This is a genomic window from Aeromonas sp. EERV15 (assembly GCF_900079845.1).
Lineage (GTDB): Bacteria > Pseudomonadota > Gammaproteobacteria > Enterobacterales > Aeromonadaceae > Aeromonas > Aeromonas sobria.
Genome location: NZ_FKKY02000022.1, coordinates 43,744 through 68,910 on the forward strand (window position 1 = coordinate 43,744; position 25,167 = coordinate 68,910).

Below are 25,167 nucleotides of genomic sequence, written 5' to 3' on the forward strand. Positions count from 1 at the left end.
TTTTTGTATCGCCGGATTGGATTAACCAGCGTAGAGGGCGTTTATCTCGTCCGCCAGAATGGCGATGCCGCGGCGAACCAGCTCCTCGCTCTGGGAGTAGTTGAGGCGGATGCACTCCTGGCTGTGGCGCCACTCAGGGTCATCAATGCCGGGGAAGAAGTAGTGACCCGGCACGATCAGCAGGTTCTTCGCCTTCAGTCGCTCATAGAGTTCCTGACAGTGGATCGGCAAGCCTTCAAACCAGAGCCAGAGGAAGAGGGCCCCTTCCGGCTTGTGGATATGGAAGCGCGGGTCGGGGATCGCTTCGCGCAGCAGCTGCACCGCCAGCTCGGCTTTTTGCTGATAGAAGGGTTTCACCACCTGTTCGCTGAGAGTGATGATATCGCCGCTCTCGATCATCGGGATGGTGATGGCGGGCCCCAGACTGCCCGGCGCCAGATTGATGATGCCGCTCAGGTTGGTGATAGCCTGAATGATCTTCTCGTCGGCGATGACGATGCCGCAGCGGGTGCCCGGCAATCCCAGCTTGGAGAGGCTCATGCAGAGGATAGTGTTGGCGTTCCAGAACGGTTTGGCTTCGCTGAAGATGATGCCCGGGAAGGGGACGCCGTAGGCGTTGTCGATCAGCAGCGGGATTCCCTTGTCGCGGGCGATCTGATCGAGGTGTTCGATCTCTTCGTCGGTCAGCACGTTGCCGGTGGGGTTGGTCGGGCGGGAGACGCAGATCACCCCGATATCATCGCCTACCTGCAGGCTCTCGAAATCCACGTGGTATTTGAACTGGCCATCGGGCAGTTTCTCGATGGTGGGCTTGTAGGCCACGAAGTAGTCGTCCGCCAGCGCCGAGTCGGCATAGCCGATGTATTCGGGAGCGAGCGGGAACAGCACCTTCTTCTTGCGGCCATGGGCAAATTCGCCGGCCAGCAGGTTGAACAGATAGAAAAAGGCATTCTGGCTGCCGTTGGTCAGGGCGATATTGCGGGACGTGATATCCCATCCCAGCTCCTTGCTGAGCAGGGCGGCCAGCGCCTTGGTGAACCTGTCTTTGCCCTGGGGGCCGTCGTAGTTGGCCATCGCTTTGACCAGCTCGCCGTTGTCGAGCAGGCTCTTGGCTTCCGCCTGAAAGCGTTCCAGCATGGCGGGGATGGGGGCAGGATTGCCGCCACCCAGCATGATGGCGTCCGGATTGGTCAGCCCCTGATTGAGGTCATCCATGAGTTGGGTAATACCGGCGTGGCGAGTGAACTTCTCGCCGAACAAGGAAAATTCCATTCGGTGACAGATCCAGAGTCAGTTACGAAGATGTAGCACCATAGCTCAGTTTAAAAGCGGGTGTCGATCAAAATAACGGGACGTTCCACGTGGAACATGGTGCAAAAATTAAGCGTGGTTAAAAGTACCAACTGTTGGTTTAAAAATGATCGAGCAGGATGCATTTTGCGACTCACTTTGGTATCGCAAGATGGTGAATTTAAACAAAATCATCATGTTATGTGATTTGTGAAGAGTGGCACAACAATTGGAATAGCTATCTGGTCATCTCAACCATACCGGAGCAAACCAGATGAAAATCCTGATCGCCACCCTGATTGTGAGTGCCCTGAGCCTGAACGTGATGGCCAACGACAACCCGCGGCCCGAGCAGGAGAGTGCCCAGCTGGAGCAGGATGTGCAGAGCGAGTTGCAGCAGGCATCCCATGCCGTGGTGCAGGATGCGCTGTACAACCTCAAGCCGCTGGCGCTGGATACCTTGGTGGTGGAGGCGAGTCAGGCAGTGGCGACTCACCCCGAGAGCTGAGATAGCGCAGGGGAGTCTGCCCCGTATGTTGTTTGAAGAAGCTGATGAAGGCGCTGTCGCTGGAGAACTCCAGCGCAGCGGCAATCCGGCTGATGGGCTCGCTTTCTGCCAGCAGCTCCATGGCGCGCAACAACCGCCACTGCTGACGCCACGCCTGATAGCTCATGCCGGTCTCCCGCATGAAGATGCGGCCAATGGTCTTGTCACTGGCACCTACCCGTTCGGCCAGCCGGTTGAGCCGATCGGGCAGGGCATCCCCCCGTTTCAACTGCTGTAGCCAACCGCCCAGTCTGGGATCGGTCGGCAGCGGCAACTGCCACGACTCCCGTGGCGCCAGCCCCAACTCCTCCATAAACAGTCCTACCGTCCGTTGCTGCTGCTCTTGCGGTTTATCCCACGGCCAGAGTGCCATCCGTTCGATCAGTTCGTGCAGCAGCGGATTGACCGCCAGTACCTCCACCGTGGCGGGCAACTCTGCGTGCGGCTGGAAGTAGAGGGATCGGTAGGCGACGACACCGCGCATCAAGATCCGGTGGGAAGTGCCTGCTGGCAGCCAGGCGGCGCGGGTGGGCGGCAGCAGGCAGACCCGACCTTCCAGCTCCATGGTCATGCAGCCGGATTGAGCAAACAGCAGCTGATGGCGCTGATGCTGATGCAAACCCGAGTCGTGCCAGCCGAGCGCGGAAGCAATGCCGATCACGCTGCCCGTCAGCTGGTCGGGGTCAAAAGGGTGATCGGGAAGAATAAAGGCCATATGTCCGATTTTTGATGTTTATAGTCCTGCTTATTGTAATCGGACAATCGGCATCTCTCTAGAATGGCGACCTCTTATGAAGGAGGTTTGTCATGAACAACAAGTTGCCACCGCTCTGGCTGGTGGTGGGATTGATGATGTTTCCCCAGATCGTGGAGACTATCTACAGCCCGGTGCTGACCCACATCGCCACCCAGTTTCAGGTGAGCGAGGGGCAGGCATCCCAGACCCTGTCGGTCTATTTTCTGGCGTTTGCGGTGGGGGTGGTCTGCTGGGGACGGCTCTGCGATCTGATTGGGCGGCGTCCCGCCATGCTGGCGGGTCTGCTTACCTATGGCGTCGGCACCCTGCTGGCACTGCTGGCTGATCAGTTTGAAACCCTGCTGCTGGCCCGGGTTATCTCGGCCTTTGGTGCTGCGGTGGGTTCCGTGGTGACCCAGACCATGCTGCGCGACAGCTATCAGGGCAGCGATCTGGCGCGGGTCTTCTCGGTGATGGGCATTGCGCTCTCCCTGAGCCCGGTGCTGGGGTTGCTCAGTGGTGGCCAGCTGGCGAGCGGGTTTGGCTATCTCGGAGTGTTCAGCGGTCTGCTGATATTGGCGGTAGGCTTGCTGCTGGTGACCTGCTGGCAATTGCCGGAAACCCGCCCGGCCACCACCCAGCGAGTCGCACTCTGGCCGCTGGCGTACCGGATGATGAAGGATGGCGGGCTCTGGCGCAGTGCCATGCTGGTCGCGCTGTTCAACACAATGCTGTTTGGCTACTACAGTCTGGCCCCCTTCCTGTTTGCCGGATTGGGATTGAGCACCGGCGAGTTTGGTTACTCGGGGATCTTGCTGGCGCTGGCGACTCTGCTCGGCAGCCTGCTCAACAAGCATCTGCTGGGAAGAGGGTGGCTGCCGTCATCTCTGGTCAGGCTGGCTTGCGTGCTGGCGCTGGTTGCCGGGCTGCTGGTCTGGGCGAGTCAGGACGGTCTCTGGTTCCTGTTGCCCATGATGGGAATTGTGGTGGCCTATGGGGTGGCGATCCCCAATGTGCTGAGTCAGGCGCTGTTGGCCTATCGCGAAGTGGCAGGCAGTGCTGGCGCCCTGTTCGGGCTTGGCTACTACCTGCTGCTCAGTCTGGGGTTGGCGGTGGCGGCCGGATTGCAGGATCTTGGCCTGTTGCTCAGTGGCTGCGGTCTGTTGGCACTGATTTGCTGTGGGCGTCGTTCCACGTGAAACGTCAGTTGCCGACAAAGCGGTAGCCGATACCGGATTCGGTCTCGATAAGCGTCGGTTGCTGGGGGTTATCCCCCAGCTTTTTGCGCAGGCTGGCGATGACGATGCGCAGGTAGTGGGTGTCCTCCTTGTGGCTCGGCCCCCAGATGTCGTTGAGCAGCTGGGTCTGCATCACCAGCTTGCCGGGGTGGCACACCAGCGCCTGCAGCAGGGCGAACTCCTTGCGGGAGAGGGGGATCTCCTCCTCCTTCATGGTCACCTTGTGGCTGCTGATATCCAGCGTCAGGCCGCATTGGGGGAAGTGGCGCCGCTCGCCGCTGCTGACGCCGGCCCGCTGGCGCAAGAGCACGCGGATGCGGGCCATCATCTCGCCGATGCCGAACGGCTTGCTCATGTAGTCGTTGGCTCCCGCATCCAGCAAGCGCACCTTCTCCTGCTCCGAATCGCGGGCCGACAACACCAGCACAGGATTGGGGTGGTGTTCGCGAATGGCCTGCAACACCTGAATGCCATCGCCGTCAGGCAGGCCGAGATCGAGGATCACCAGATCGGGGTTGAGGTGGCGATACTGCTCCAGCCCTTCATTGACCCCTACCGCCTCACTCACCTGATGCCCCTCGGCAATCAGGCTGATCCGCAGAAAGCGACGGATCGCCGCTTCATCATCTATGACCAGAATGTGCGCCATCAAACCTCCAGAGGCGAATGGTGGGAGGGGCTGAGTGACCCGATTTGGCGGTCAACCATCAGACCTCCGGTGAATTGAGGGCGAGCGGCAGGGAGATGCGCATGCAGGTGCCGTTGCCATTGGGGCCGGAGAAGGCCCAAATCTTGCCGCCATGGGCCTCTATCATAGCGCGGGAAATGGCGAGGCCAAGCCCGGTGCCACGGCTGCCGCAATCGCCCACCGGCTGGGTGTAGAAGAGGTTGAAGATCTTCTCCCGATCCGACTCGGCGATACCCACCCCGATATCGATGATGTCGATGATGAGGTCGGGCTCGGCCAGCATCACCTTGAACTCGATGGGGGTGCCAGCCGGTGAGTAGCGGGAGGCGTTGTCGAGGATATTGACCAGCACCTGCTCGATCAGGGCGTCATGGACATAGAGCTGGGGCACATGCTGATCGAAATGGACCAGCAGCTTGTGCTGGCGCCAGGAGGAGTCGAGCCGCTTGCGGGCGCTCTCCACCAGATCCGCCAGATCGACCCAGTCCCGTTTCAGCTGGAAGTCGGGGGAGCCGATGCGGGTCATATCCAGCAGATTCTGCACATAGCTGTGGAGGCGGCGTGCCTCATCCTGTACCGAATGGAGCAGTTCATTGCGATCGTCCGGTGGAATCCGGTCACCATATTCCAGCAGGGTGCTGCCAGCCCCCATGATGGTGGCCAGCGGGGTCTTCAAATCGTGGGAGACCGAGGAGAGCAGGGCGGCCCGCATCCGGTCGGTCTCAGCCTGCAACTGGCTGTCGGCCAGCCGTTCGTTGAGATCGATCCGCGCCAGCGCGGCGCGAATGTCGGTGAGCAGCGCCTGTAACTGGTGTTCGGCGGAGGAGGAGAGCGGATTGCTGAGGTTGATGCCGATCACCAGATCGTCGCTGAGGTGGTGATACTGCGCCTCGGCGGCATTGAGGGTTGCGGTATGGGCACCGGCGCTCTGCTTCTGGGCCAGACACCAGTCGATGGCCGCCTTATCGGTTTGCCCGGGTCTGTGCTTCTCGTTGCCGAGCCGATCGTTGAACTCCTTGTCGATCACCACGGTCGGCTGGCCGAGCGCCAGCGAAATGGCCTGGGCGCCTTGTCTCAGCACCTCCTCCGGACTGCTGGCGGTGGCTAGCCCCTGACTGAGGGAGAGCAATGCATTGCCCAGCTGCTGGGTCTCGCGCAGGCCGATCAGCTGTTGCCGCTGGCGGGAGGCGAGCCGTCCCGCCGTCATGCCAACGATAAGCAGCACAAACAGGGTGAGCAGGTCGCTGTGGTTGGCGACGCTCAGGGAGAAGTAGGGGGCGGTGAACAGCAGATTGTGGGCGATAAAGCCCAGCACCGCCGCCAGCGTCGCGGGCACCAGACTGGTGGTGAGGGCGGTCGCCAGCACCCCCAGTACGAACAGCAGCGGCAGGGCGGCGGGCGGCAACCAGTAGGAGAGCCCCCAGGCGGCGGCCGAGGTGATTCCCATGATCATCACCGCTAGCAGGCTGTGGTGGATATCCTTCGGCGTCGGGGCGTGCATTCCCACTTTGGGCTTCTGCTTCTCGGTATCGACCAGAGTGATTTCGAGCCCCTGCGCCTGCTTGAGCAGGTGTTGCACCAGCGAGCGGCGCCACGGGGCCTTGTGGGGTTTGCCGAGCAGCAGCTGGGAGACCTGCTGCTGTTCGGCGGTCTCCAACAGGGTGTTGGCGACCGCCGGGCTGGAGAGGGTCAGCACCTTGGCGCCGAGGTGGGAGGCGAGCGCCAGCGCCTGCTCCACGTCGGCAGAGCGGTGGCCATTGCTGTCTATATGTACCACCAGCCAGGGCAGTTGGCGGCGCTGGGCAAAGCGGTGGCCATAGCGCACCAGTGCCGAACCGTGCTGGTCGCCGAGGCAGACCATCAGCTTGCCCCGCAGCGGCAGGGTGGTCTTGCCTGCCGCCTGCCACTGTAGCTGCAGATCGCCCTCCACATGGCTGGCGGCGGTCTGCATCGCCAGCTCCCGCAATGCGGTGAGGTTGTTGAGGGAGAAGAAGGATTGCAGCGCTGCCTTGGCTTGATGGGGCACATAGACCTTCCCCTCCCGCAGGCGGTCGAGCAGCTCCTTGGGGGGGAGGTCGATCAGGATAATACTGTCAGCCTCAAGCAGCACTTGGTCGGGCAAGGTCTCTTTCACTCTGACCCCGGTCAGTTGCCACACCAGATCGTTGAGGCTCTCCAGATGCTGCACGTTGAGGGTGGTGTAGACGTCAATGCCGGCGTTGAGCAGCTCCTCTACATCCTGCCAGCGCTTCTCGTGGCGGCTGCCGGGAGCGTTGCTGTGGGCCAGCTCATCCACCACGGCGATGGCCGGTTTGCGGGCGAGCAGGCCGTCGAGATCCATCTCCTCCAGTCGCTGCTGGCGGTGCATGTGGATCTTGCGTGGCTGGATGGCGAGCTTGTCGAGCAGGGCCAGGGTCTCCTGACGGCCGTGGGTTTCCACCACGCCGATCAGGATATCGATCTCCTCTTTGGCCTGTTCCCGCACCGCCTGCAGCATGGCGTAGGTCTTGCCGACGCCGGGAGCGGCCCCGAGAAACACCTTCAGCCTGCCCTTGTTCTCCTGTTCCAGGCTCGCCAGCAGGGCGTCTGCCCGAACTTCATCACGCATCCCCATGCTCCTGTTTCAGGCTCACCAGCAGGGTGTCAGCTCTTACCACATCAGCCATTGTTATCCCTATCGAGCCAACCGCCCGTTGCGAAAATCGAGGTCATCACCAAACCGGATGGGGCGCCATCAGGCGCCCTTTTTATGATCAAGTTGCAGATTCAGCTGGAGAATGTTGACCACCTGCGGGCCAAGGATACCAGCTTGTGTGGCCGACTTGACCTGCTCCGTCAGCTGGGCGGGATCCAGCCCACGTTGTTTGGCGACGCGGTCCACCTGAGCCAGCACCGCATCCAGCGGCAGATGAGGGTCGAGGCCGGAAGCGGAACGGGTGAGCATGGCGGGAGAGCTGGTTTCAGGCTGTGCCTTGGCGGCCTGTTTGGCGAACTCTGCCCGCAGCGGTGAGCTCATCCCCAGATTGCTGGCGCTACCGCCAATGGTGTTGAAATCGCTGGCGGAGGGGCGGGGATGGAAGTAGTCCGCCCGCTCGAATTTCTGCCCCAGCAGGGCGCTGCCGATCAGCTGTTGCTTGCTGTCGGTGAGCTGGCTGCCGTTGGCCTGCCAGGGGAACAGCAGTTGGGCCAGCCCGGTGACCGCCAGCGGGTAGGCGACCCCCAGCAGCAGGGTCAGGGTCAACAGGGTTCTGATTGCTATCATGATTCTCTTGCTCCAAAAGGATGGCTGGGTATGCGGGTCTGTCCCGCATCCCGGTTATGCCGTTACACCAGACCGAGGCCGGTGATGACCAGATCGATCACTTTGATTCCTATAAAGGGCACCAGCAGGCCACCGACCCCGTAGATCAGCAGGTTGCGGCGCAGCAAACTGGCGGCTGACCCCTTCAGGTTGACGCCGCGCAGGGCCAGCGGCACCAGCGCTACGATGATCAGGGCGTTGAAGATGATGGCCGACAGGATAGCGCTCTGCGGGCTGCCCAGCTGCATCAGGTTCAGCGCGCCCAACTGCGGGTAGGCGGCAATGAACAGGGCTGGCAGAATGGCAAAGTATTTGGCCACATCGTTGGCGATGGAGAAGGTGGTCAGGGCGCCACGGGTCACCAGCAGCTGTTTGCCGACCAGCACCACGTCCAGCAGCTTGGTGGGGTTGGAGTCGAGATCCACCAGATTGCCCGCCTCCTTGGCGGCCTGGGTTCCCTCGTTCATGGCCAGACCCACATCAGCCTGCGCCAGTGCGGGCGCATCGTTGGCGCCGTCGCCGCACATGGCAACCAGACGACCATCGGCCTGCTCCTGACGGATATAGGCCAGCTTCTTCTCCGGCGTCGCTTCGGCGATGAAGTCATCCACCCCGGCTTCGGCGGCGATGGCGGCGGCGGTTTTCGGGTTGTCGCCGGTGATCATCACGGTGCGGATCCCCATATGGCGCAGGATCTGGAAGCGAGCCTTGATGCCGGGCTTGATGATGTCCTTGAGGTAGACCACTCCCAGCAGCTGTTCATGGGTGCAGACCAGCAGCGGGGTGCCACCCTGACGGGCGATATTGTCCACCGACTTGAGCACCAGCTCCGGCACCGCCTTGCGGTCGAGGGAGAGGTAGTTGAGTACCGCATCCACCGCGCCTTTGCGATATTGATGACCGTTGCGATCCAGCCCGCTCAGGCGAGTCTCGGCGCTGAAGGGGATCACCTTGTCATCATCCAGCTGGCTCGGCTTGGCCATGCTCTTGCCAGCCAGCGTCAGGATTGATTTGCCCTCCGGGGTGTTGTCACCCAGCGAGGCCAGCATGGCCGCTTGCGCCAGCAGGGCAGGGTCGACGCCCGGTGCCGGGATCAACTCGTCAGCCATCCGGTTGCCGAAGGTGATGGTGCCGGTCTTGTCCAGCAGCAGGGTGCGCACGTCACCGGCCGCTTCTACGGCACGGCCTGATTTGGCGATGACGTTCAGCTTCACCAGTCGATCCATCCCGGCAATGCCGATGGCGGAGAGCAGACCGCCGATGGTGGTCGGGATCAGGGTGATGAAGAGGGCGATCAGGTAGAGGCGCGGCACCTGGGTGCCGTTGTAGTCGAGGAACCAGGGCAGGGTCGCGACCACCAGCAGGAAGATCAGGGTTAGTCCCACCAGCAGGGCGTCGAGCGCCATCTCGTTGGGGGTCTTCTGGCGTTTGGCCCCTTCCACCAGTGCAATCATCCGATCCAGCGTGCTCTCGCCCGGATTGTTGCTGACGCGCACCCAGATCTCGTCGGAGACCACTGTGGTGTTGCCGGTCACGCCGCTGCGGTCGGTACCCGACTCGCGAATGACGGGAGCGGATTCACCGGTAATTGCGGCCTCGTTGACCGAGGCAATCCCTGCTACCACTTCACCATCTGCCGGGATCATCTCGCCGCTGCGTACCAGCACCAGATCACCCTTCATCAGGCTGGTGGCAGCTACCCACTCGCCCTGACCATCTTTGGCATTAATCACCCGACGGGCCTTGAGCTGGCTCATGCCAGCCTTGAGGCTGTCGGCCCGCGCCTTGCCGCGCCCTTCGGCCAGGGTTTCTGCGAAGTTGGCAAACCAGAGGGTCAGCCAGAGCCAGGCGGTCAGCTGCCAGGCCAGCGAGGGGGCGACGCCGGAGAACGGCTGCCCCAGCAGGGACTCCACGGTGGCCATCACGGCGGCCAGCCAGAGAGTGAACAGGATGGGGCTGCCAAACAGCGCCTTGGGATTGAAGCGATAAAGAGCTTCAACCATGGCCTGGATGACTTGCGATTTCTGTTTCTTGCCCTTCACCTGCATGGTGTCGGTGCTCATTGCAGTGGACTTGCTCATTGGAAAGCTCCCAGCATCAGATAGTTGGCCATTGGCATCCGGATGTTGATCGACAGGGTCAGGTTCATCAGAACGCCCCTCCGATCAGGCTCAGGTGTTCGGCCACGGGGCCCAGTGCCAGCACCGGCAGGAAGGAGAGACCACCTATCAGCAGGACGGTAATGATCAACAGGGTAATGAACAGCGGGCCGCTGATGGGGAAGTCCCCTTCGCTTGTCTCCTGACGGGGCGCGCGGGCCAGCTGACCGGCAATGGCCAGTACCGGAATGATGTAGCCGAAGCGACCGAGCAGCATGGCCAGACCGATGGCGATGCACTGCCAGTTGTCACCGGCGGCAAAACCGGCGAAGGCGGAGCCGTTGTTGCCGGCAGCCGAGGCGTAGGCATAGATGAGCCGTGACAGACCGTGCGGGCCATCATGGCCGATGATGGTGCTGGCATCCGGCATCAGCAGGGTGACGCCACCGATCACCAAAACACCCACCGGCATCACCAGCATGCTGGCGACCACCCACTTCATCTCGGTGATGCCGAGGCGCTTGCCCAGATAGGTCGGGGTGCGCCCCACCATCAGGCCGCACAGGAACACGGTCAGCAGCACGAACAGCATCATGCCGTAGATACCGGCACCCACGCCGCCGAACACCACTTCACCCAGCAGCATGTTGATCATGCCAACCATACCGGCGAGGGGGGCAAAGCTGTCGTGCATGGCGTTGACCGAGCCGTTGGAGGCGGCGGTGGTCGCCACTTCCCAGATGCTGGAGAGCACCGGGCCGAAGCGGCTCTCCTTGCCTTCCCAGTTGCCTGCCATATTGCTGGCGTCAGTGGTGAGGTGGGCGAGGGCCGGATCCAGTTTCAGCTCCTGAGTGATGGAGACGAAGAGCCCCAGCACCAGCATGAGGGTCATGGCGCCGAGAATGGCACGGCTGTGGGCCATGTCTTTCACATAGCGGCCCAGAGTAAAGACCATGGCTGCGGCGATAGTGAGCAGAGTCACCATCTCCAGCCAGTTGGAGAGGGCTGTCGGGTTCTCGAACGGATGTGCCGAGTTGATGCCGAAGAAGCCGCCGCCGTTGGAGCCAAGCTGCTTGATGGCGATTTGCGAGGCCGCCGGGCCGAGGGGCAGCAGTTGCTCCTGACCTTCCACACCGTGGAACGGCAGATAGGCGGAGAGGCTTTGCGGCACCCCTTGCCACACCAGCACCAGCGCCATGATCAGCGCGATTGGCAGCAGCACGTAGAGGCAGAAACGCACCAGATCCTGCCAGAAGTTGCCAAGGTTGATGGTCTGCTGGCGGGCGATACCGCGGAACAGGGCAATGGCGACGGCGGCCCCCGTCCCTGCGGAGACGAAGTTCTGGGTGGTCAGGCCCACCATCTGGCTGAAGTAGGAGAGGCTGGCCTCACCGGAATAGGCTTGCCAGTTGGTGTTGGTCATAAAGCTGACCGCGGTGTTGAAGGCGAGTTGCCAGCTCAGACCCGGCAGTTGTTGCGGGTTGAGGGGCAGCAACCCCTGCGCCATCAGGATCAGGAACAGCAGACCGAAACCGGCGCCGTTGAAGGCCAGCAGGCTGAGGGCGTAGGACTTCCAGTCCTGCTCCCGACCATCGGTGCCACAACAGGCCAGGGTTGCCCGCTCGACAGGGGCCAACCAGCGAGTTTTTCCCTCAAATACCCGGTAGATGTAGTTGCCCAGCAGCGGTGCTGGCAGCAGAACCAGCAGCACGAAAGCCACCGGATAGATTATTTCTTGCCACATATCGGTTTCCTCACTCGTGACTGCGCGTTAGTGCGCGCAGCAGATAGACCATCAAGGCGAGGACGAGCAGCAGATATAGCCAATTCATATCGACTCCATTGAGATAATTAGCTGCGAGAGTCGATGTAAAACCGTATCGACTCTGTTGGTGTAATTGACGCTGAAAGGGTATGTAAAACAGGCGTAAAGGCGCCATAAAGCGCCCTGAGGCAGGCGTAAAATCGGCGTAAAGAACGGCGGTTTTGCGAGAGAACTGGCGAGGAGGGATCAAAAAACCCGGCCTGAGCCGGGTTTGGGTGAAGGGGTTACATGGTTGTCGAAGCTGAGCTGATGGTTATCTGCCAGCGTCATCCGCCCTTAGCGCATAGTGACAAACTCTTCCGCGCTGGTGGGATGGATAGCGACGCAGTTGTCGAAGTCTGCCTTGGTGGCACCCATCTTCATGGCGACGCCGAAGCCCTGCAGGATTTCGTCCATCGCAAAGCCTATACCGTGCAGACCGACCACTTTCTCTTCCGGGCCAACGCAGACCAGCTTCATCCGGGTGGGCTGGCGATGCTGGGTCAGTGCCGAGTACATGGCGGTGAACTGGCTGCGGTAGACCTTCACTTGCGCTTCACCGTATTCGGCGATGGCTTCCGGTTCGGTCAGGCCGATGGTGCCGATGGGCGGGTGGCTGAACACCACGGTCGGCACCAGATCGTAGTTGAGGTGCTCGTTGGGCTTGTTGTTGAACAGCCGCTCACTGAGGCGACGTCCCGCAGCAACGGCTACCGGGGTGAGCTGGATGCGACCCGTGTTGTCACCCACCGCATAGATGTTGGCGACGGCGGTGTTCTGGAACTTGTCGGTCGGGATAAAGCCCTTCTCGTCCAGCGCGATGCCAGCGGCAACCATATTGAGGTTGTCGGTGGCAGGTGCGCGGCCGATGGCCCAGATCAGGCAGTCGACGGTGAGGTGGCGACCATCTTCCAGTTGGAGGGTCAGGCTGTTGTCGGCGTTCTTGAGCACGGCTTTGGGAATGGCGTGGGTGTGCAGCTTGGGCCCTTCATGCGCCATGATTTCGACCAGTGTCTCGTGGATCATGGGGTCGAAGTTGCGCAGCGGGGCGTGCTTGCGCACCACCAGATGGGTCTCGGAGCCCAGAGCCTGCATCACGCCAGCGATCTCGACTGCGATGTAGCCCGCACCGACCACGGCAACCCGCTTGGGTTGGCTTTGCAGATCAAAGAAACCGTCGGAGTCGATACCCAGCTCGGCACCCGGGATCGCCGGAATTTCCGGGCGGCCACCGGTGGCGATCAGGATGTGATCGGCGGTGTAGTGCTCGCCATTGACCTCGATGGTGTTGCTGCTGACGAAGCGGGCGAAGCCCTTGATCACCGTAATCTGGTTCTTGCCCAGCACGTTATGATAGGACTGGTGAATGCGGCCGATGTAGGCCTGGCGGGACTCGACCAGCTTGGCCCAGCTGAAGTGGTTGAGGGTGGTGTCAAAACCGTAATCGGCGCCATATTTCAGGGCATCGGCGATCTGGCCGGCATACCACATGGCCTTCTTCGGTACGCAGCCGACGTTGACGCAGGTTCCACCCAACTCTTTGGCTTCAATCAGGGCAACTTTTTTACCGTACATGGCAGCCCGGTTGGCAGAGGCGATACCGCCGCTGCCGCCGCCGATGGCGATATAGTCAAAATGCTGTGCCATTGCGAGGTTCTCCGCTCATTAAGAATGCAATCACAGCATGATGGGGATAAAGCCGCTGGCTCACAAGAGCCAGCGTTCAGTTATGTTGGATCGGCAGGCGAATATGGAACTGGGCACCATTGCCCGGCTCGCTGATGCAGTTGATGCGGCCACGGAGCAGTTGCACCACCAGATTGTAAATGATGTGGGTGCCTAGCCCGCTGCCACCCTGACCCCGCTTGGAGGTGACGAAGGGGTCGAAGATGCGCGGCAGTATCTCCGGTGGTATGCCACGACCATTGTCCGAATAGTCGATCAGCAGGTCTTCTCCCTGTTGCTCCACCTTGATGGTGATTTTTTTTGGTTTGTCCCAGTTGTCGAAACCGTGGTTGATGGAGTTGAGGATCAGGTTGGAGTAGATCTGGGTAAAACTGCCGGGGAAGGAGAAGGTCGACAGCTTGGGATCGCACTGGATATCCACTTCGCACTGGCTCTTCTTCAGTTTGTGGCCGAGGGAGACCACCACTTGATGAAGGTTGTCGGCGAGACTGAAGTTGTAGCGTGCTTCAGATGACTGATCGACGGCCACCTGCTTGAAACTGGCGATAAGCTCCGAGGCGCGGCGCAGGTTGCTCTGCAGCAGTTGCATTGACTCATCGAGGTTGACGGTGAACTCGGTGAGATAGGAGCGTGACAATTGCTTGGAGTCGATATGGGACTTGAAGTCAGCGACCCGCTCCTGCAGGTAGGAGGAGGCGGTCACGCTGATGCCGATCGGGGTGTTGATCTCGTGCGCCACCCCGGCCACCAGTGAACCGAGAGAGGCCATCTTCTCCGACTCCACCAGGGTCTGCTGGGCCTGTTTCAGGTCATCGTACGCCTTGCCCAGCTGGTTGTTGGCTTCGCTCAAACTGCGGGTACGCTCCACCACTTTGCCTTCCAGCTGTTCGTTGAGCTGGATAATCTCCCGCTCGACCTTTTTCAGCTGGGTGATGTCGTAGCCAAACCCGATCTGGTACTTGAGATTGGGGCCATCGTAGAAGGGAACGAAAGTCCACTGCAGCACTAGCTCGTGTGCCTGCTGGTCATGCATGATGACCTCTTTATCTGATAGCGAGCCATCTGCTGACAAGATGTCGGTAATCTCTGCCCGCTTGTTCGGACTAACAAACAGATCCAGCCAGTTGTGCTGCAACAGCTCCTGCTGGTGGTAGCCGGTCAGCAGGATGGCTGCCGGGTTGATGCTGGCGATGGTCAGGTTCGGCTCCATGCAACAGATGATCATGTTGGCGGAGTTGATCAGCGTGGCGGAGAAATCCCGCTCCTGTTGCAGCTGTTCGACCGCTTGATGGCGGGCAACCAGTTCGTCACGCAGTCGGGTGCGCATCTGGTTGAGGGTGGAGACAAGGGTATCCAGCTCATCCATTTTTTGGCGTGGTTGTGGTCGCCCTTCCAGCTCAAGTTCCATATCGAGGCGGTCGAGATTGAATTTCTGGGCATAGTTGGCAATGCGATTGATGTGTCTGACCACCAGGTAGTAAATGATGATCAGGATACAAAATGAGACCACCAGGGTCTTGATGGTCTGGCTGACCATGATCAGCACCGATTTTTCGATCAAGCGCTGGTAGATTTGCTCAAGAGAGGCCGCGACGAACAGTTTTCCGACGATTTCCCCCTGATAGGTGAGGTTAAATTCCCGGGAGATATCGTAGCTTTCCCGCTCGACCCCCTGGGTCAGCAGCGGCACTTCGGAGTTGCCGAGCATCTCCTTGACCATCACGAACTGCATGTTGGGCAGGTTCATGATCCCTTCTATCTGCACCTTGACCTGCTCTTCATCCAGGTTCCACAAACTGGCGGCGATGGGTTGCAGAAAGGAAGCTTCGATCTGGCCGATGCTATCTTCGATAACGGCGACATCCTTGCGGTAATCCCAAGCGAGCTGCAGAGCCGTGATGATCAGCGCCAGTACGGTACTGCACACCAGAATGTAGGAGAGCAGGCGATATGAGAGTCCGTTACGGCCCACGGCCTTGGCGGTCTTGGAGAAGAGTCCTGACATGGCGTCCTTGCGGTCTGGATAGTGTTTTTTTTAGTTTAACTGCTTCATGCACTTATGTCGTCTTTCCTGAGCGTCATAAAAAAGGCCCCTGGTCGGGGCCTTGATATGCGGTTGATGGTCAGTGTCCGCCGTTTGCCTTGGGCGGAATGGTCTCATCAAATACCGGCAAGGGTTTGTGCTCGGAAGCCAGATAGGTGTAGATCACCGGCAGCACAAACAGGGTAAACAGGGTACCGATGGCCAGGCCTGCCACGATGACGATACCGATACTGAACCGCTGTGCTGCCCCTGCGCCTGAGGCATAGAGCAGCGGGATCAGACCGGCAATCATGGCGGCTGTGGTCATCAGGATTGGCCGCAACCGCACCTTGGCAGCTTGCATCACAGCTTCCATCCGGTTCATGCCGCGCAGCAGCTGCTCTTCCTTCGCTACTTCACAGATCAGGATGCCGTGCTTGGTAATCAGGCCCACCAGGGTGATGAGGCCCACCTGCGAGTAGATGTTCATGGTCGCCAGTCCCCATGCCAGGGCAATCAGTGCCCCGCTGATGGCGAGTGGCACCGAGACCATGATGACTAGCGGGTCACGCACCGACTCGAACTGGATCGCCAGCACCAGGAAGATGATGGCCAGTGCCAGTGCGAAGGTGGCATAGAGCGCATTGCCTTCGGTGACGAACTGGCGGGCTTCACCCATGAAATCGTAGCGATAGCCTTGCGGCAGCTTCTCGTCGGCGACGGTCTGGAACCAGTTGATCGCATCACCCATTGCCACACCCGGTGCCGGAACGGCGCCGATAGTGGCGGAGTTCAGCTGGTTGAAGTGGGGCAGGGCACGGGGCTCGCCAACCACTTCAATGCTGATCAGGCTGCCGAGCGGGATCGACTTGCCGTCTGCGGCCCGCACGTAGTAGCCCTTGATGGATTCCGGATTGAGACGGTACTTGCGCTCGACCTGCGGGATCACCTCGTAGGAGCGGCCATCCAGGTCGATACGGTTGACGTAACCGTCCGCCATCATGGTGCCCATGGTGATACCGATGTCTTGCATGGTGATGCCATAGGCACCCGCCTTGTCCTTGTCGATCTTGATCTTCATGGTGGCGGAGTCGTAGTTCAGATCGAGATCCGAATAGACGAACTGACCGTTGCCCTGAGCGGCAGCCAGAATCTCACCGGCCACCAGGAACAGGCTTTCGAAGCTGTTCGGGGTGGTGATGACGAACTGGATCGGCAGACCACCGGAGGCCCCCGGCAGTTCCGGGAACTGGAAGGTGGTGACAGCCATACCCGGGATGTCTTTCACCAGATTGGCGACCCGATCCAGCACCTCTTTCTGGCTCGCTTCACGCTGACTCCAGGGCACCATGGAGGCGATACCGAACGCCTGGTTGGCGTTGAACACCCCTGAGAAGACCTGGGAGAAGGCGATCTCGGGCTGGTCGTCGAGGATCTTGTTCACATCCGCCATGGTGTTTTCGATGTAGTCCAGGTTGGCGTTGGACGGTGCGGTACCCAGCACGGCCATTACCCCCTTGTCCTCTGACGGTGCCAGTTCGCTCGGGATGAACTTGAACAGCAACGGCAGGCTGCCGAACACTATGATGGCGAATACCACGATGACGATGCGCTTTTTCATCACTGCGTGCAGCATGCTGTCGTAGCGATCTGTCATCCGCTCCAGCAGGTGGTGGACTGTGCTCTCGAACTTGCCCGGTGTTTCGTTAGCTTTGAGCATCTTGGAACACATCATCGGTGACAGGGTCAGGGCGATGATGCCCGAGACGAACACGGCGCCAGCCAGGGTCAGGGCAAACTCTTTGAACAGGGAGCCGGTAATGCCCCCCATCAGGGCGATTGGCGCGTATACCGCCGCCAGGGTGACCGTCATGGCGATGACCGGCACTGCGATCTCGCGGGTACCGATAATGGCAGCGCGGAATGGCTCTTCTCCCTGTTTGATATGACGGTCGACGTTCTCTAGCACCACGATGGCGTCATCCACCACCAGACCGATCGCCAGCACCATCGCCAGCAGGGTCATCAGGTTTATCGAGAAGCCAAACATATCCATCATCATCACCACGCCGATCAGACTGAGCGGAATAGTGATGATCGGGATGATGACCGCACGGAACGAGCCGAGGAACAGGGTTATCACCACCAAGACGATGGCCGCGGCCTCGAGGATGGTCTTGATGACCTCGTGGATGGACTCGTTGATCGCCACGGTGGAGTCATACATCACGTTGAGATGCATGGTGGTCGGCATATTGCGCTCAAGACTCGGCAGCAGTGCCAACACATCGTGGGCGATGGTGATGGGGTTGGCTGTCGGGGCGGCGTTGACCGCCATGACCACGGCTTCGCGGCCGTTGGCACTGGCGCGGTAGATGTCGTGGCTCTTCTCCAGGCTCACCTTGGCAATGTCGGAGAGGCGGATCACCTTGCCGTCACGGGTTGCCACCACCAGGCGTTTCAGTTCGTCGACATCTTTAACCTGAGTTTCGGCATTACCGTTGAACAGGCTGAAGTAGCCGGTCGCCTGACCTGTGGCTGACTGATAGTTGTTGCTGTTGAGCACCGTCATCACGTCGCTGGCGGTCAGGTTGAAGGCCGCCATCTTGGCCGGATCCAGCCATACCCGCAGGGCAAATTCGACACCGCCGTAGAGGTCAACCTTGGAGACCCCGCCCACGGTAAAGAGCTGCGGCTTGATAACCCGCTCCAGATAGTCAGTGATCTGGCTGGAGTTGAGCTCCGGGCTGGTGAAGCCGAGGTAGAGCACCGCCGTGGTGGAACCGGTGGAGGAGGTGACCGAGGGGTCTTCCGCCTCTTTCGGCAACTGGGAGCGCACCGAGTTCACCTTCGCCAGAATGTCGGACAGTGCAGCGTTGGGGTCGGTGTTGAGCTTCATGTACGCGGTTACGGTTGAGCTACCCAGCTGGCTTGAGGAGGTCATGAAGTCGATGTTGTCGGCTTGCGCGACCGCCTGCTCCAGCGGCTGGGTGATAAAGCCCTGGATCAGGTCAGAACTGGCACCATAGTAGCCAGTGCTGACGGTGATCACCGTGTTGGTGACTTCGGGGTATTCCCGGACCTGCATCTTGAAGATGGCCTGAAAGCCCAGCAGGGCGATCAGGAAGCTGAGCGAGATCGCCAGCACCGGCCGTTTTATAAATATGTCAGTAAATCGCATCGCAGATCTCCGCGCTTACAGCATCGGGGTTTGTGCCGGGACGGCCAGAGCATCGTTCTCGACCACATGCACCTTGGTGTCGTTGCTCAGGCGAACCTGGCCCGACAGTACGATCTGGTCACCGGCCTGGATGCCAGAGAGCACATGCACGTCATTGCCGCGTCGTTCACCCGCCTTGACCACGACCTGCTTGGCTCGCAGCACTTTCACCTTGTTACCCTCTTTATCGGTCTCTTCGCCTTGTTTGAGGACGTAGACATTCTGACCGTAAAGGGTGAAGGAGATGGCGGTTTGCGGGATAACCATCTGATCTTTCACCGTTGGCAAAATGATGCTGGCACGGGCGAACATACCGGAACGAAGTTGGCCTTCGTTATTCGGGATATCAGCCTGCACCTGGATCAAGCCGCTCTGGTAGTTAACGGCAGGCTCGATGGCAGTAATGTGGCCGTCAAACTGGGTTTGCGGATAGGCATCCACATTAATCTTGACGATCTGGTTCAGGGTGATTTTGGAAATGTCGGTCTGGGGCACGGTGAAGCGCAAGCGCATCATGCTGGTATCTTCCAGTCGCACGATATCGGTACCCGGTTGCAGGTACTGACCGAGGAAGACGTTGCGCAGGCCGACCATACCACTGAACGGGGCGCGGACTTCACGACGGGTAATCGTGGCTTTGAGGCTCTCGATATCCGCTTCCAGTGAACGGAAAGATGCCTCGGCGTCATCCAGCTGCTCTTTGGAGATCGAGCTGGTCTTGTAAAGATTCAGGAAGCGATCGAACTTGGCCTTGGCTGCGGGTAGCTTGGCTTGGGACGCGCGCAGATTGGCTTTTTCTACGCTGGAGTCCAGGCTCAGCAACAGCTGTTCAGCCTTAACGCGCGTGCCCGACTCAAAGGTGATGGCATCAATGGTACCGGCTAGCTCGGTAGACAGAGTGACCCCCTGGTTTGGCTCGATGAAGCCGATTGCCTCTATGGTCGGTACCCAGTCTTGCGCCTTGGTCACCATGGCGGTGACAGGGAATTCGGGTTCTGGCCGGTTGGCCATGTATTGGGCAATCATCTTTTGTTTGAACAAATTGAAACCGATGACGCTGCCAAACAAGGCAATCGCAATCAGCAGCATAATGGCCATCCACTTTTTCATGAACAGGCTCCTGAGGTAGACGTGATGGGGGGTAAAATGGCGTTCCAGCTGGCCAGAATCGCAGTTTCCAACTGCGCTTCGGTCAGCGTGATGTGATGCACCCTGCATTGCAGGGCCAGATGCATGACACTGTCCAGGCTCAACACCTGGAGTGCTCGTATCGGTAAATCAATAAACAGTCCTTGTTCAACGCCCTGTTCAAAAAATCGGTCCAGAGGCTCCCATGCGGCAAGGATGACAGGATTGGTCTCCAATTCTGCCCCTAGCGGAGAGCTCTCGTACTGCAATTTGCACTTGATAGCGTTGGGTTCGTTAACAAAAATGGCATGAATATTTAGCCATAGTTGGCGAAATTGTTGAAATACAACTTTATCGACATCTACATCAGCCATGACCATGGGGACACACTGCAAGATGGTGTGCTGATGGAGCTGCCGAACCAGATCATCCTTGTCGGCGAAGTAGCGATAGATGGTGCCGGTGGCAACGTTGGCCTTTTTGGCAACTTCTGCAATAGAAAGACCATGAAAGCCCCGTTCACCCAGCACTTCATGGGCAGCATTGAAGATGCACTCTTTTTTATCTGGACTCATCTGCGCAATTTTCGGTTGAATGAACGTTCATTCATTTTAGGCTGGCATAAAACCAAGTCAAGGTAGCAAGCCAAGATGACACAAAAGATCAGCGCACATTCTGCCGTTTGGTGTATTTATTGAGGAAAACTGCGATAAAAGCATACGATGTGCTGTAAAAAGCAACGGTCAGCACGATAAAGGAAAAAAATTGTAGACTAGACATCGTTCATCATCAATAATGTGCCCCGTTCGACAGCGTAGCGCCCGTAGCTCAGCTGGATAGAGCGCTGCCCTCCGGAGGCAGAGGTCACAGGTTCGAATCCTGTCGGGCGCACCATTAAAAGTGCGCCGGTTAAACGGGCGTGTTGTGGAACGAAAACAGCTGTGGTGGCTGTAGCTCAGTTGGTAGAGTCCCGGATTGTGATTCCGGTTGTCGTGGGTTCGAGCCCCATCAGCCACCCCATTTTACAGCTTGTCAGGTATGCGAAGGTGGCGGAATTGGTAGACGCGCTAGCTTCAGGTGTTAGTGCCCCCCGGGTGTGAGGGTTCGAGTCCCTCTCTTCGCACCATACTTGCTGTATGATGAAGATGACTTAAGTTGTTGTTTTTAGACTTTAAAAGTAGTAAACTGTTTCGCAAGAAATAGCCTCGGTGATTAGCGCAGTCCGGTAGCGCATCTGGTTTGGGACCAGAGGGTCAAAGGTTCGAATCCTTTATCACCGACCACATTTAGAAAAACCCCGCTTCGGCGGGGTTTTTTGCTTTCTGGTATTTGCGATCCTCGCCTCTATTAACCCGCTGTTACGTCTGTTTACACTCTCTTAGGGCAAGATGTCTGCCCTTTCAGTTATGCTGCAGCCTAGAGTCACTGACAACCGGATGTCATCGGCCCATTTCAGGCGTGTTTCCCATGTATAACAAAATTTCTTTTTCTTGCACTCCCGCCATGCTGGCAGCCTTGCTGCTGGGTGGCTGTACCATCAAGCCGCCATCAACCGATATGATGATGGGCTCTATTGCGTCGCAACCGCAGGAGGAGCGTGCCCGCTCTCCCTTGCTGACCAGCGGCGATTTTTGCGTTGCGGTGTCACAGCAGAAGCTGCTGGCACAACCCTGCAGCGGCAAAGACGATCAATTGTTCGAGTGGGATCTGGGTGAGCTGCGCCTGCAGGATCTCTGCCTGCAGGCCAAAAGCGACAGCGAGCTGATGTTGGCCCCCTGTGATGGGCGGGCGCAATGGGAGTGGCAGAAGGACAGGCTGTTCAACAGCAAGGTCTCCCGCTGCCTGGATGTGGCCGGGCGACGCCATATGCCAGGCACTCCGCTGCGACTGGCCGAATGCTACGGCGGGGCCAACCAGAGCTTCAGCTGGCAGCGACCCAATCCCTGGCTGGAAACCCTGAAAAAACAAAGCCTCACATGGTGAGGCTTTGTGGAATCTGATGTGGATATGGAGAGGGTCAGGCTACGCTGACGCTCTCCAGCTCGAACAGTTTTTCCAGATAGACGGCGACGCCATCTTCATCGGAGGTGAGGGTCTGCTCATATTCCGGCAGTGCCACTTTCAGGCGGTCATGGGCATTGCCCATCACGATGCCGCGTCCCACCATGGTCAGCATCTCGAAGTCGTTCATGCCATCGCCGAAAGCGATCGCCTCTGACATGTCGAAACCATTCTGCTCCAGCACGGCACGTACCGCGTTACCCTTGTGAACTCCGGCGTGCATCACTTCGAGGCAATCCGGCAGGGAGAAGGTGACGTTGAGCTGGTCGCCGTAACGCTGGTTGAGGTGCGCCTCGATCTTCAGCAGCTTCTCGTGGTCGCCGATGTAGAACACCTTGTTGATCTTCTCTTTCGGTTCCTTGGTCAGGTCATCGACCAGACGGTAGGTGAACCCTGACTCGTCATGGAACTGCAGCAACCATGGCAGCTCTTCTTCCACCACCCAATCATCACCCTGATAGACATTGAGGTGGATAGAGGGGTCGCGTTCCAGTGCAATCAGTTCGGCGGCGATTTCGGTTGGCAGCGGCTGGTTGAAAATCAGCTGATCCTGTTTGTCATGGACCACGGCGCCATTGGAGGTAATGAGGTAGATGTCCATTCCCAGGGCATCGCGGAAGCTACGCACATCAACGTGGTGACGACCGGTGGCAACCACAAACTTTACACCTTGTGCTACCAGGCGGTGCAGGGTATCCCGGGTGCGGGAAGAGATCTGGTGCTGCTTGTTGAGCAGAGTGCCATCGAGATCGGATACAACTACCTTGAACATCATTACCTCGGCATCAATTGAAAACAGGGGCAGTTTACCTTAGCCCGCACTGTCACCCCATTTATTTAGGGTTACAAAAAATAGCCAGCTCAGAAGCGGGCGAAAAAGTCAGCCATGGCAGTCAGGGCGGGCTGGCGCTTGTCATCGGATTCGATAAACAGCTCGTGCCAGGCTCCCTCGATCCGCAGCGGTTTGCCCCCTTCGCAGTTGGCCAGGGTGCAGAAGCGATCCTGCGCGGCATTGTCCACCACGCTGTCGCTGCCAGCCTGCAGCACCAGCAGCGGGGTTTTGATGGCCCCCGCATCGGCGATGGCGGCATCGGCACCGGTGATCCCCTGATAAATCCAGTGGGCGGTGGCGCCCCCCAACTTGATCTGCGGGTGCTGCTCGTAGATTTGGCGGAAGGCCTGATAGCGGGACTGGCTGTGAGTCAGCTCGTTATCGGCAAAGCCGTGATCCTGATAGGCGCCCTGACCGGGGCCGTAGGGAGGCTCGCCGATCCAGCCGCCGACCGTGCCTATGGTGGTTGCCAATCCCTTGGCCAGCCACTTGGGCAGACCGCCGAGATTGATGCCCAGCATGGGGGAGGAGAGCACGGCCGCCTTGATATCATCGGGCCAGCGTTCCAGATAGCGGGCCGAGATGGCGCCGCCCATGGAGTGGGCCAGCAGGAACAGCTTGGCAGGCTGGTCCGCCATGATCACCTGGTCATGAAACTGCTTGAGATCGAGCACATAATCGTCGAACTGGTCGACATATCCCTTCTGCGGATCATCCAGCATCCGGTCGGACATCCCCTGACCACGATGGTCGATGAGATAGAGGCTGTAGCCCTGACGCCAGAGATCCCACGCCAGCTCCTGATACTTGAGGTAGCTTTCGACCCGGCCATTGACGATCAGGATGGCGCGATCGACCTTGGCTTGCCGCAGCGCGGCATAGCGGATGGTCACCCCATCCTTGCCCTTGAACTCCCCCTCAATCGCATGCTGGCGCCAGAAGTCGGGCAGGGTTTGCTGGTAGAGGCTAGGCACATCGGCTTCGCTGGTGAGCGAATAGGTATTGGTCACGGCAAGGGCTCCGGCAGAAAACAGGGTCAGGGCCAACAGGGAAAGAGAGAGGGGTTTCATCGGGCACACTCCTGTTGCCAATGGTGATAAAGGGCGGCGATATCCCCCGAGCAGAGCAGCGCCATGCTGGCTTGCAAGCGGGGCAGGGGCCAGTCCCACCACAGCATCTCTTGCAGCATGCCGATCTGCTCATCGCTGAAGCGACGGCGGATCGGCTGGGCCGGGTTGCCGCCCATGATGGTGTAAGGCGCCACATCTTTGGTCACCACGGCGCGGGTGGCGATGACGGCACCATCACCTATGGTGATGCCGGGCATGATCATCGCTTCCGAGCCGATCCAGACATCGTTGCCAATCCGGGTGTCCCCCTTGCGCAGAAAGCCGCTGCGAGCCCCTTCGCCAAAGGTGTCGGGATTGAATGGGAAGGTGGAGACCCAATCCAGCCGATGGCCCTGATTGCCTGCCAGCATGAAGGTAGCCCCCGAGCCGATAGAGCAGAACTTGCCGATGATCAGCCGATCCACCTCGCCCCAGAGGCCGCTCTCCCAGGTGTCGTGGGTCGAGCCATCGCCGAGCAGGTAGCGGACGCAGTGATCCTCGAACGGCTTGCCGTGGTAGTAGCCGGAGTAGTAGCTGTAGTCGCCGGCCTCTATGTTCGGGTTGGTCAGGTGCTCCCGGATGATGCGGGACTCCAGCCAGCTGCCAAAAGGGTTCTCCATCACTCCTCCTGCGGATCGTCCTGCTCGCTCTGCTGCGCCCAACCTTTGCGGGTCAACTGCATCCGTTGCCACCACTCTTCGTCCGCCAGAATTTCACCGGCCGGGCCGAGTTGGGGGTAGGGCATCTCTTTCTCTTTGCAGAGCTGGGCATAGATGGGGTAACCCCCTTCGAACAGTATGCTGTTCTGCTCCTCCAGACTTAGCGGGCAGCCACGCTGATAGCAACCGGCCAGCTCGCGCTGGCGCTGCGCCTCGTAGAGGATGGCGGCAGCGGCCACCGAGACGTTGAGGGACTGCACCATACCGACCATGGGGATGACGATATGGTGATCGGCCAGCGCCAGCGCCTCTTCACCGATGCCGTGCTTCTCCTGACCCACCAGAATGGCGGTCGGTTTGGTGTAGTCGATGGCGCGAAAATCGACTGAGCTGTCGGAGAGGTGGGTCGCCAGGATCTGCATGCCGGAGGCTTTCAGCTCGGCAACGGCGCTGCCGATATCCGGGTGCAGTTTTACATCCACCCAGTTCTGGCTGCCGCGGGCGGTGCCCTTGCGCTTGTGGATCCAGGTCTTGGGCCAGACGGCGTGTACCCGGTGGATGCCGATGGCATCGGCGGTGCGCACGATAGCGGCCAGATTGTGAGGTTTATGGACCTCTTCCATGCAGACGGTCAAATCGAGCTGGCGCTGGGCCAGCATGTCGGAGATTCGTTTAAAGCGTTCAGGGGTCATATCAATGTCTATTCGGTGAGGTTTGTGCACTCTTCTCGTGCATGCAGACGGTTA

19 protein-coding genes and 4 tRNA genes are annotated in these 25,167 nt (G+C 59.4%); 7 read left to right on the plus strand and 16 right to left on the minus strand.

Annotated features, from left to right (window positions below; translation table 11 throughout):
• Positions 1-21 precede the first annotated feature (21 nt).
• On the minus strand, positions 22-1,272 hold the full coding sequence (locus BN4575_RS17570; protein WP_068979163.1) for a valine--pyruvate transaminase: 1,251 nt from the start codon (positions 1,270-1,272) through the stop codon (positions 22-24).
• Positions 1,273-1,564: 292 nt separating this feature from the next.
• Here BN4575_RS17570 and BN4575_RS17575 point away from each other — a divergent pair, with 292 nt between their 5' ends.
• Positions 1,565-1,798 (plus strand): hypothetical protein, encoded by a 234-nt coding sequence (locus BN4575_RS17575; RefSeq protein WP_068979164.1) that lies wholly within the window; start codon positions 1,565-1,567, stop codon positions 1,796-1,798.
• Here the strand turns inward: BN4575_RS17575 and BN4575_RS17580 are convergent.
• On the minus strand, positions 1,728-2,552 hold the full coding sequence (locus BN4575_RS17580) for an AraC family transcriptional regulator (protein WP_068979165.1): 825 nt from the start codon (positions 2,550-2,552) through the stop codon (positions 1,728-1,730). The genes BN4575_RS17575 and BN4575_RS17580 overlap by 71 nt on opposite strands.
• A gap of 92 nt (positions 2,553-2,644) precedes the next feature.
• On the opposite strand from BN4575_RS17580, the gene BN4575_RS17585 reads away from it, so the two are divergent.
• Positions 2,645-3,772 carry a multidrug effflux MFS transporter gene (locus BN4575_RS17585; RefSeq protein WP_068979166.1) on the plus strand — a complete coding sequence of 376 codons (1,128 nt, stop codon included), beginning with the start codon at positions 2,645-2,647 and terminating at the stop codon, positions 3,770-3,772.
• 4 nt (positions 3,773-3,776) lie between these two features.
• Here BN4575_RS17585 and BN4575_RS17590 read toward each other — a convergent pair whose 3' ends face one another.
• The 10 genes from BN4575_RS17590 to BN4575_RS17635 form a co-directional block, all read right to left on the minus strand.
• Entirely contained in the window at positions 3,777-4,460 is a 684-nt protein-coding gene (locus BN4575_RS17590) for a response regulator (protein WP_042022976.1), read from the minus strand.
• Between the two features lie 58 nt (positions 4,461-4,518).
• Positions 4,519-7,107: a sensor histidine kinase gene (locus BN4575_RS17595; RefSeq protein ID WP_068979167.1), complete on the minus strand. Its 2,589-nt coding sequence runs from the start codon at positions 7,105-7,107 to the stop codon at positions 4,519-4,521.
• A gap of 126 nt (positions 7,108-7,233) precedes the next feature.
• Positions 7,234-7,761 carry a potassium-transporting ATPase subunit C gene (locus BN4575_RS17600; protein ID WP_068979168.1) on the minus strand — a complete coding sequence of 176 codons (528 nt, stop codon included), beginning with the start codon at positions 7,759-7,761 and terminating at the stop codon, positions 7,234-7,236.
• 62 nt (positions 7,762-7,823) lie between these two features.
• Complete coding sequence (gene kdpB / locus BN4575_RS17605; protein ID WP_068979169.1) at positions 7,824-9,881, minus strand: potassium-transporting ATPase subunit KdpB; 2,058 nt, start codon at positions 9,879-9,881, stop codon at positions 7,824-7,826.
• Between the two features lie 67 nt (positions 9,882-9,948).
• Positions 9,949-11,643: a potassium-transporting ATPase subunit KdpA gene (kdpA, locus tag BN4575_RS17610; RefSeq protein ID WP_068979170.1), complete on the minus strand. Its 1,695-nt coding sequence runs from the start codon at positions 11,641-11,643 to the stop codon at positions 9,949-9,951.
• Between the two features lie 357 nt (positions 11,644-12,000).
• Positions 12,001-13,350 carry a glutathione-disulfide reductase gene (gorA, locus tag BN4575_RS17615; protein WP_068979171.1) on the minus strand — a complete coding sequence of 450 codons (1,350 nt, stop codon included), beginning with the start codon at positions 13,348-13,350 and terminating at the stop codon, positions 12,001-12,003.
• A gap of 76 nt (positions 13,351-13,426) precedes the next feature.
• On the minus strand, positions 13,427-15,394 hold the full coding sequence (locus BN4575_RS17620) for an ATP-binding protein (protein ID WP_068979172.1): 1,968 nt from the start codon (positions 15,392-15,394) through the stop codon (positions 13,427-13,429).
• Between the two features lie 118 nt (positions 15,395-15,512).
• Entirely contained in the window at positions 15,513-18,593 is a 3,081-nt protein-coding gene (locus BN4575_RS17625; RefSeq protein ID WP_068979173.1) for a multidrug efflux RND transporter permease subunit, read from the minus strand.
• A gap of 15 nt (positions 18,594-18,608) precedes the next feature.
• Positions 18,609-19,742 (minus strand): efflux RND transporter periplasmic adaptor subunit, encoded by a 1,134-nt coding sequence (locus BN4575_RS17630; protein WP_068979174.1) that lies wholly within the window; start codon positions 19,740-19,742, stop codon positions 18,609-18,611.
• Entirely contained in the window at positions 19,739-20,335 is a 597-nt protein-coding gene (locus tag BN4575_RS17635; protein WP_042022985.1) for a TetR/AcrR family transcriptional regulator, read from the minus strand. The genes BN4575_RS17630 and BN4575_RS17635 overlap by 4 nt, the downstream gene beginning before the upstream one ends.
• A gap of 242 nt (positions 20,336-20,577) precedes the next feature.
• On the opposite strand from BN4575_RS17635, the gene BN4575_RS17640 reads away from it, so the two are divergent.
• The 5 genes from BN4575_RS17640 to BN4575_RS17660 all read left to right on the plus strand — a co-directional run bounded on the left by BN4575_RS17640 (position 20,578) and on the right by BN4575_RS17660 (position 21,743).
• Positions 20,578-20,654, plus strand: a tRNA-Arg gene (locus BN4575_RS17640).
• A 50-nt stretch (positions 20,655-20,704) separates the two neighbouring features.
• Positions 20,705-20,780, plus strand: a tRNA-His gene (locus tag BN4575_RS17645).
• Positions 20,781-20,800: 20 nt separating this feature from the next.
• Positions 20,801-20,886, plus strand: a tRNA-Leu gene (locus tag BN4575_RS17650).
• Between the two features lie 80 nt (positions 20,887-20,966).
• Positions 20,967-21,043, plus strand: a tRNA-Pro gene (locus BN4575_RS17655).
• 184 nt (positions 21,044-21,227) lie between these two features.
• The gene (locus tag BN4575_RS17660; RefSeq protein WP_068979175.1) at positions 21,228-21,743 is read left to right on the plus strand and encodes a ricin-type beta-trefoil lectin domain protein; all 516 of its coding nucleotides are present in this window, start codon (positions 21,228-21,230) and stop codon (positions 21,741-21,743) included.
• A 34-nt stretch (positions 21,744-21,777) separates the two neighbouring features.
• Here BN4575_RS17660 and BN4575_RS17665 read toward each other — a convergent pair whose 3' ends face one another.
• The 4 genes from BN4575_RS17665 to trmH all read right to left on the minus strand — a co-directional run bounded on the left by BN4575_RS17665 (position 21,778) and on the right by trmH (position 25,113).
• Positions 21,778-22,593: a Cof-type HAD-IIB family hydrolase gene (locus tag BN4575_RS17665; protein WP_042023017.1), complete on the minus strand. Its 816-nt coding sequence runs from the start codon at positions 22,591-22,593 to the stop codon at positions 21,778-21,780.
• An 89-nt stretch (positions 22,594-22,682) separates the two neighbouring features.
• Positions 22,683-23,723, minus strand: a complete 1,041-nt coding sequence (locus BN4575_RS17670; RefSeq protein WP_068979176.1) for an alpha/beta fold hydrolase — start codon at positions 23,721-23,723, stop codon at positions 22,683-22,685.
• Positions 23,720-24,382 (minus strand): CatB-related O-acetyltransferase, encoded by a 663-nt coding sequence (locus BN4575_RS17675; protein WP_068979177.1) that lies wholly within the window; start codon positions 24,380-24,382, stop codon positions 23,720-23,722. Before BN4575_RS17675 ends, BN4575_RS17670 begins: the two co-directional genes overlap by 4 nt.
• On the minus strand, positions 24,382-25,113 hold the full coding sequence (gene trmH, locus BN4575_RS17680) for a tRNA (guanosine(18)-2'-O)-methyltransferase TrmH (protein ID WP_068979178.1): 732 nt from the start codon (positions 25,111-25,113) through the stop codon (positions 24,382-24,384). The genes BN4575_RS17675 and trmH overlap by 1 nt, the downstream gene beginning before the upstream one ends.
• Positions 25,114-25,167 lie beyond the last annotated feature (54 nt).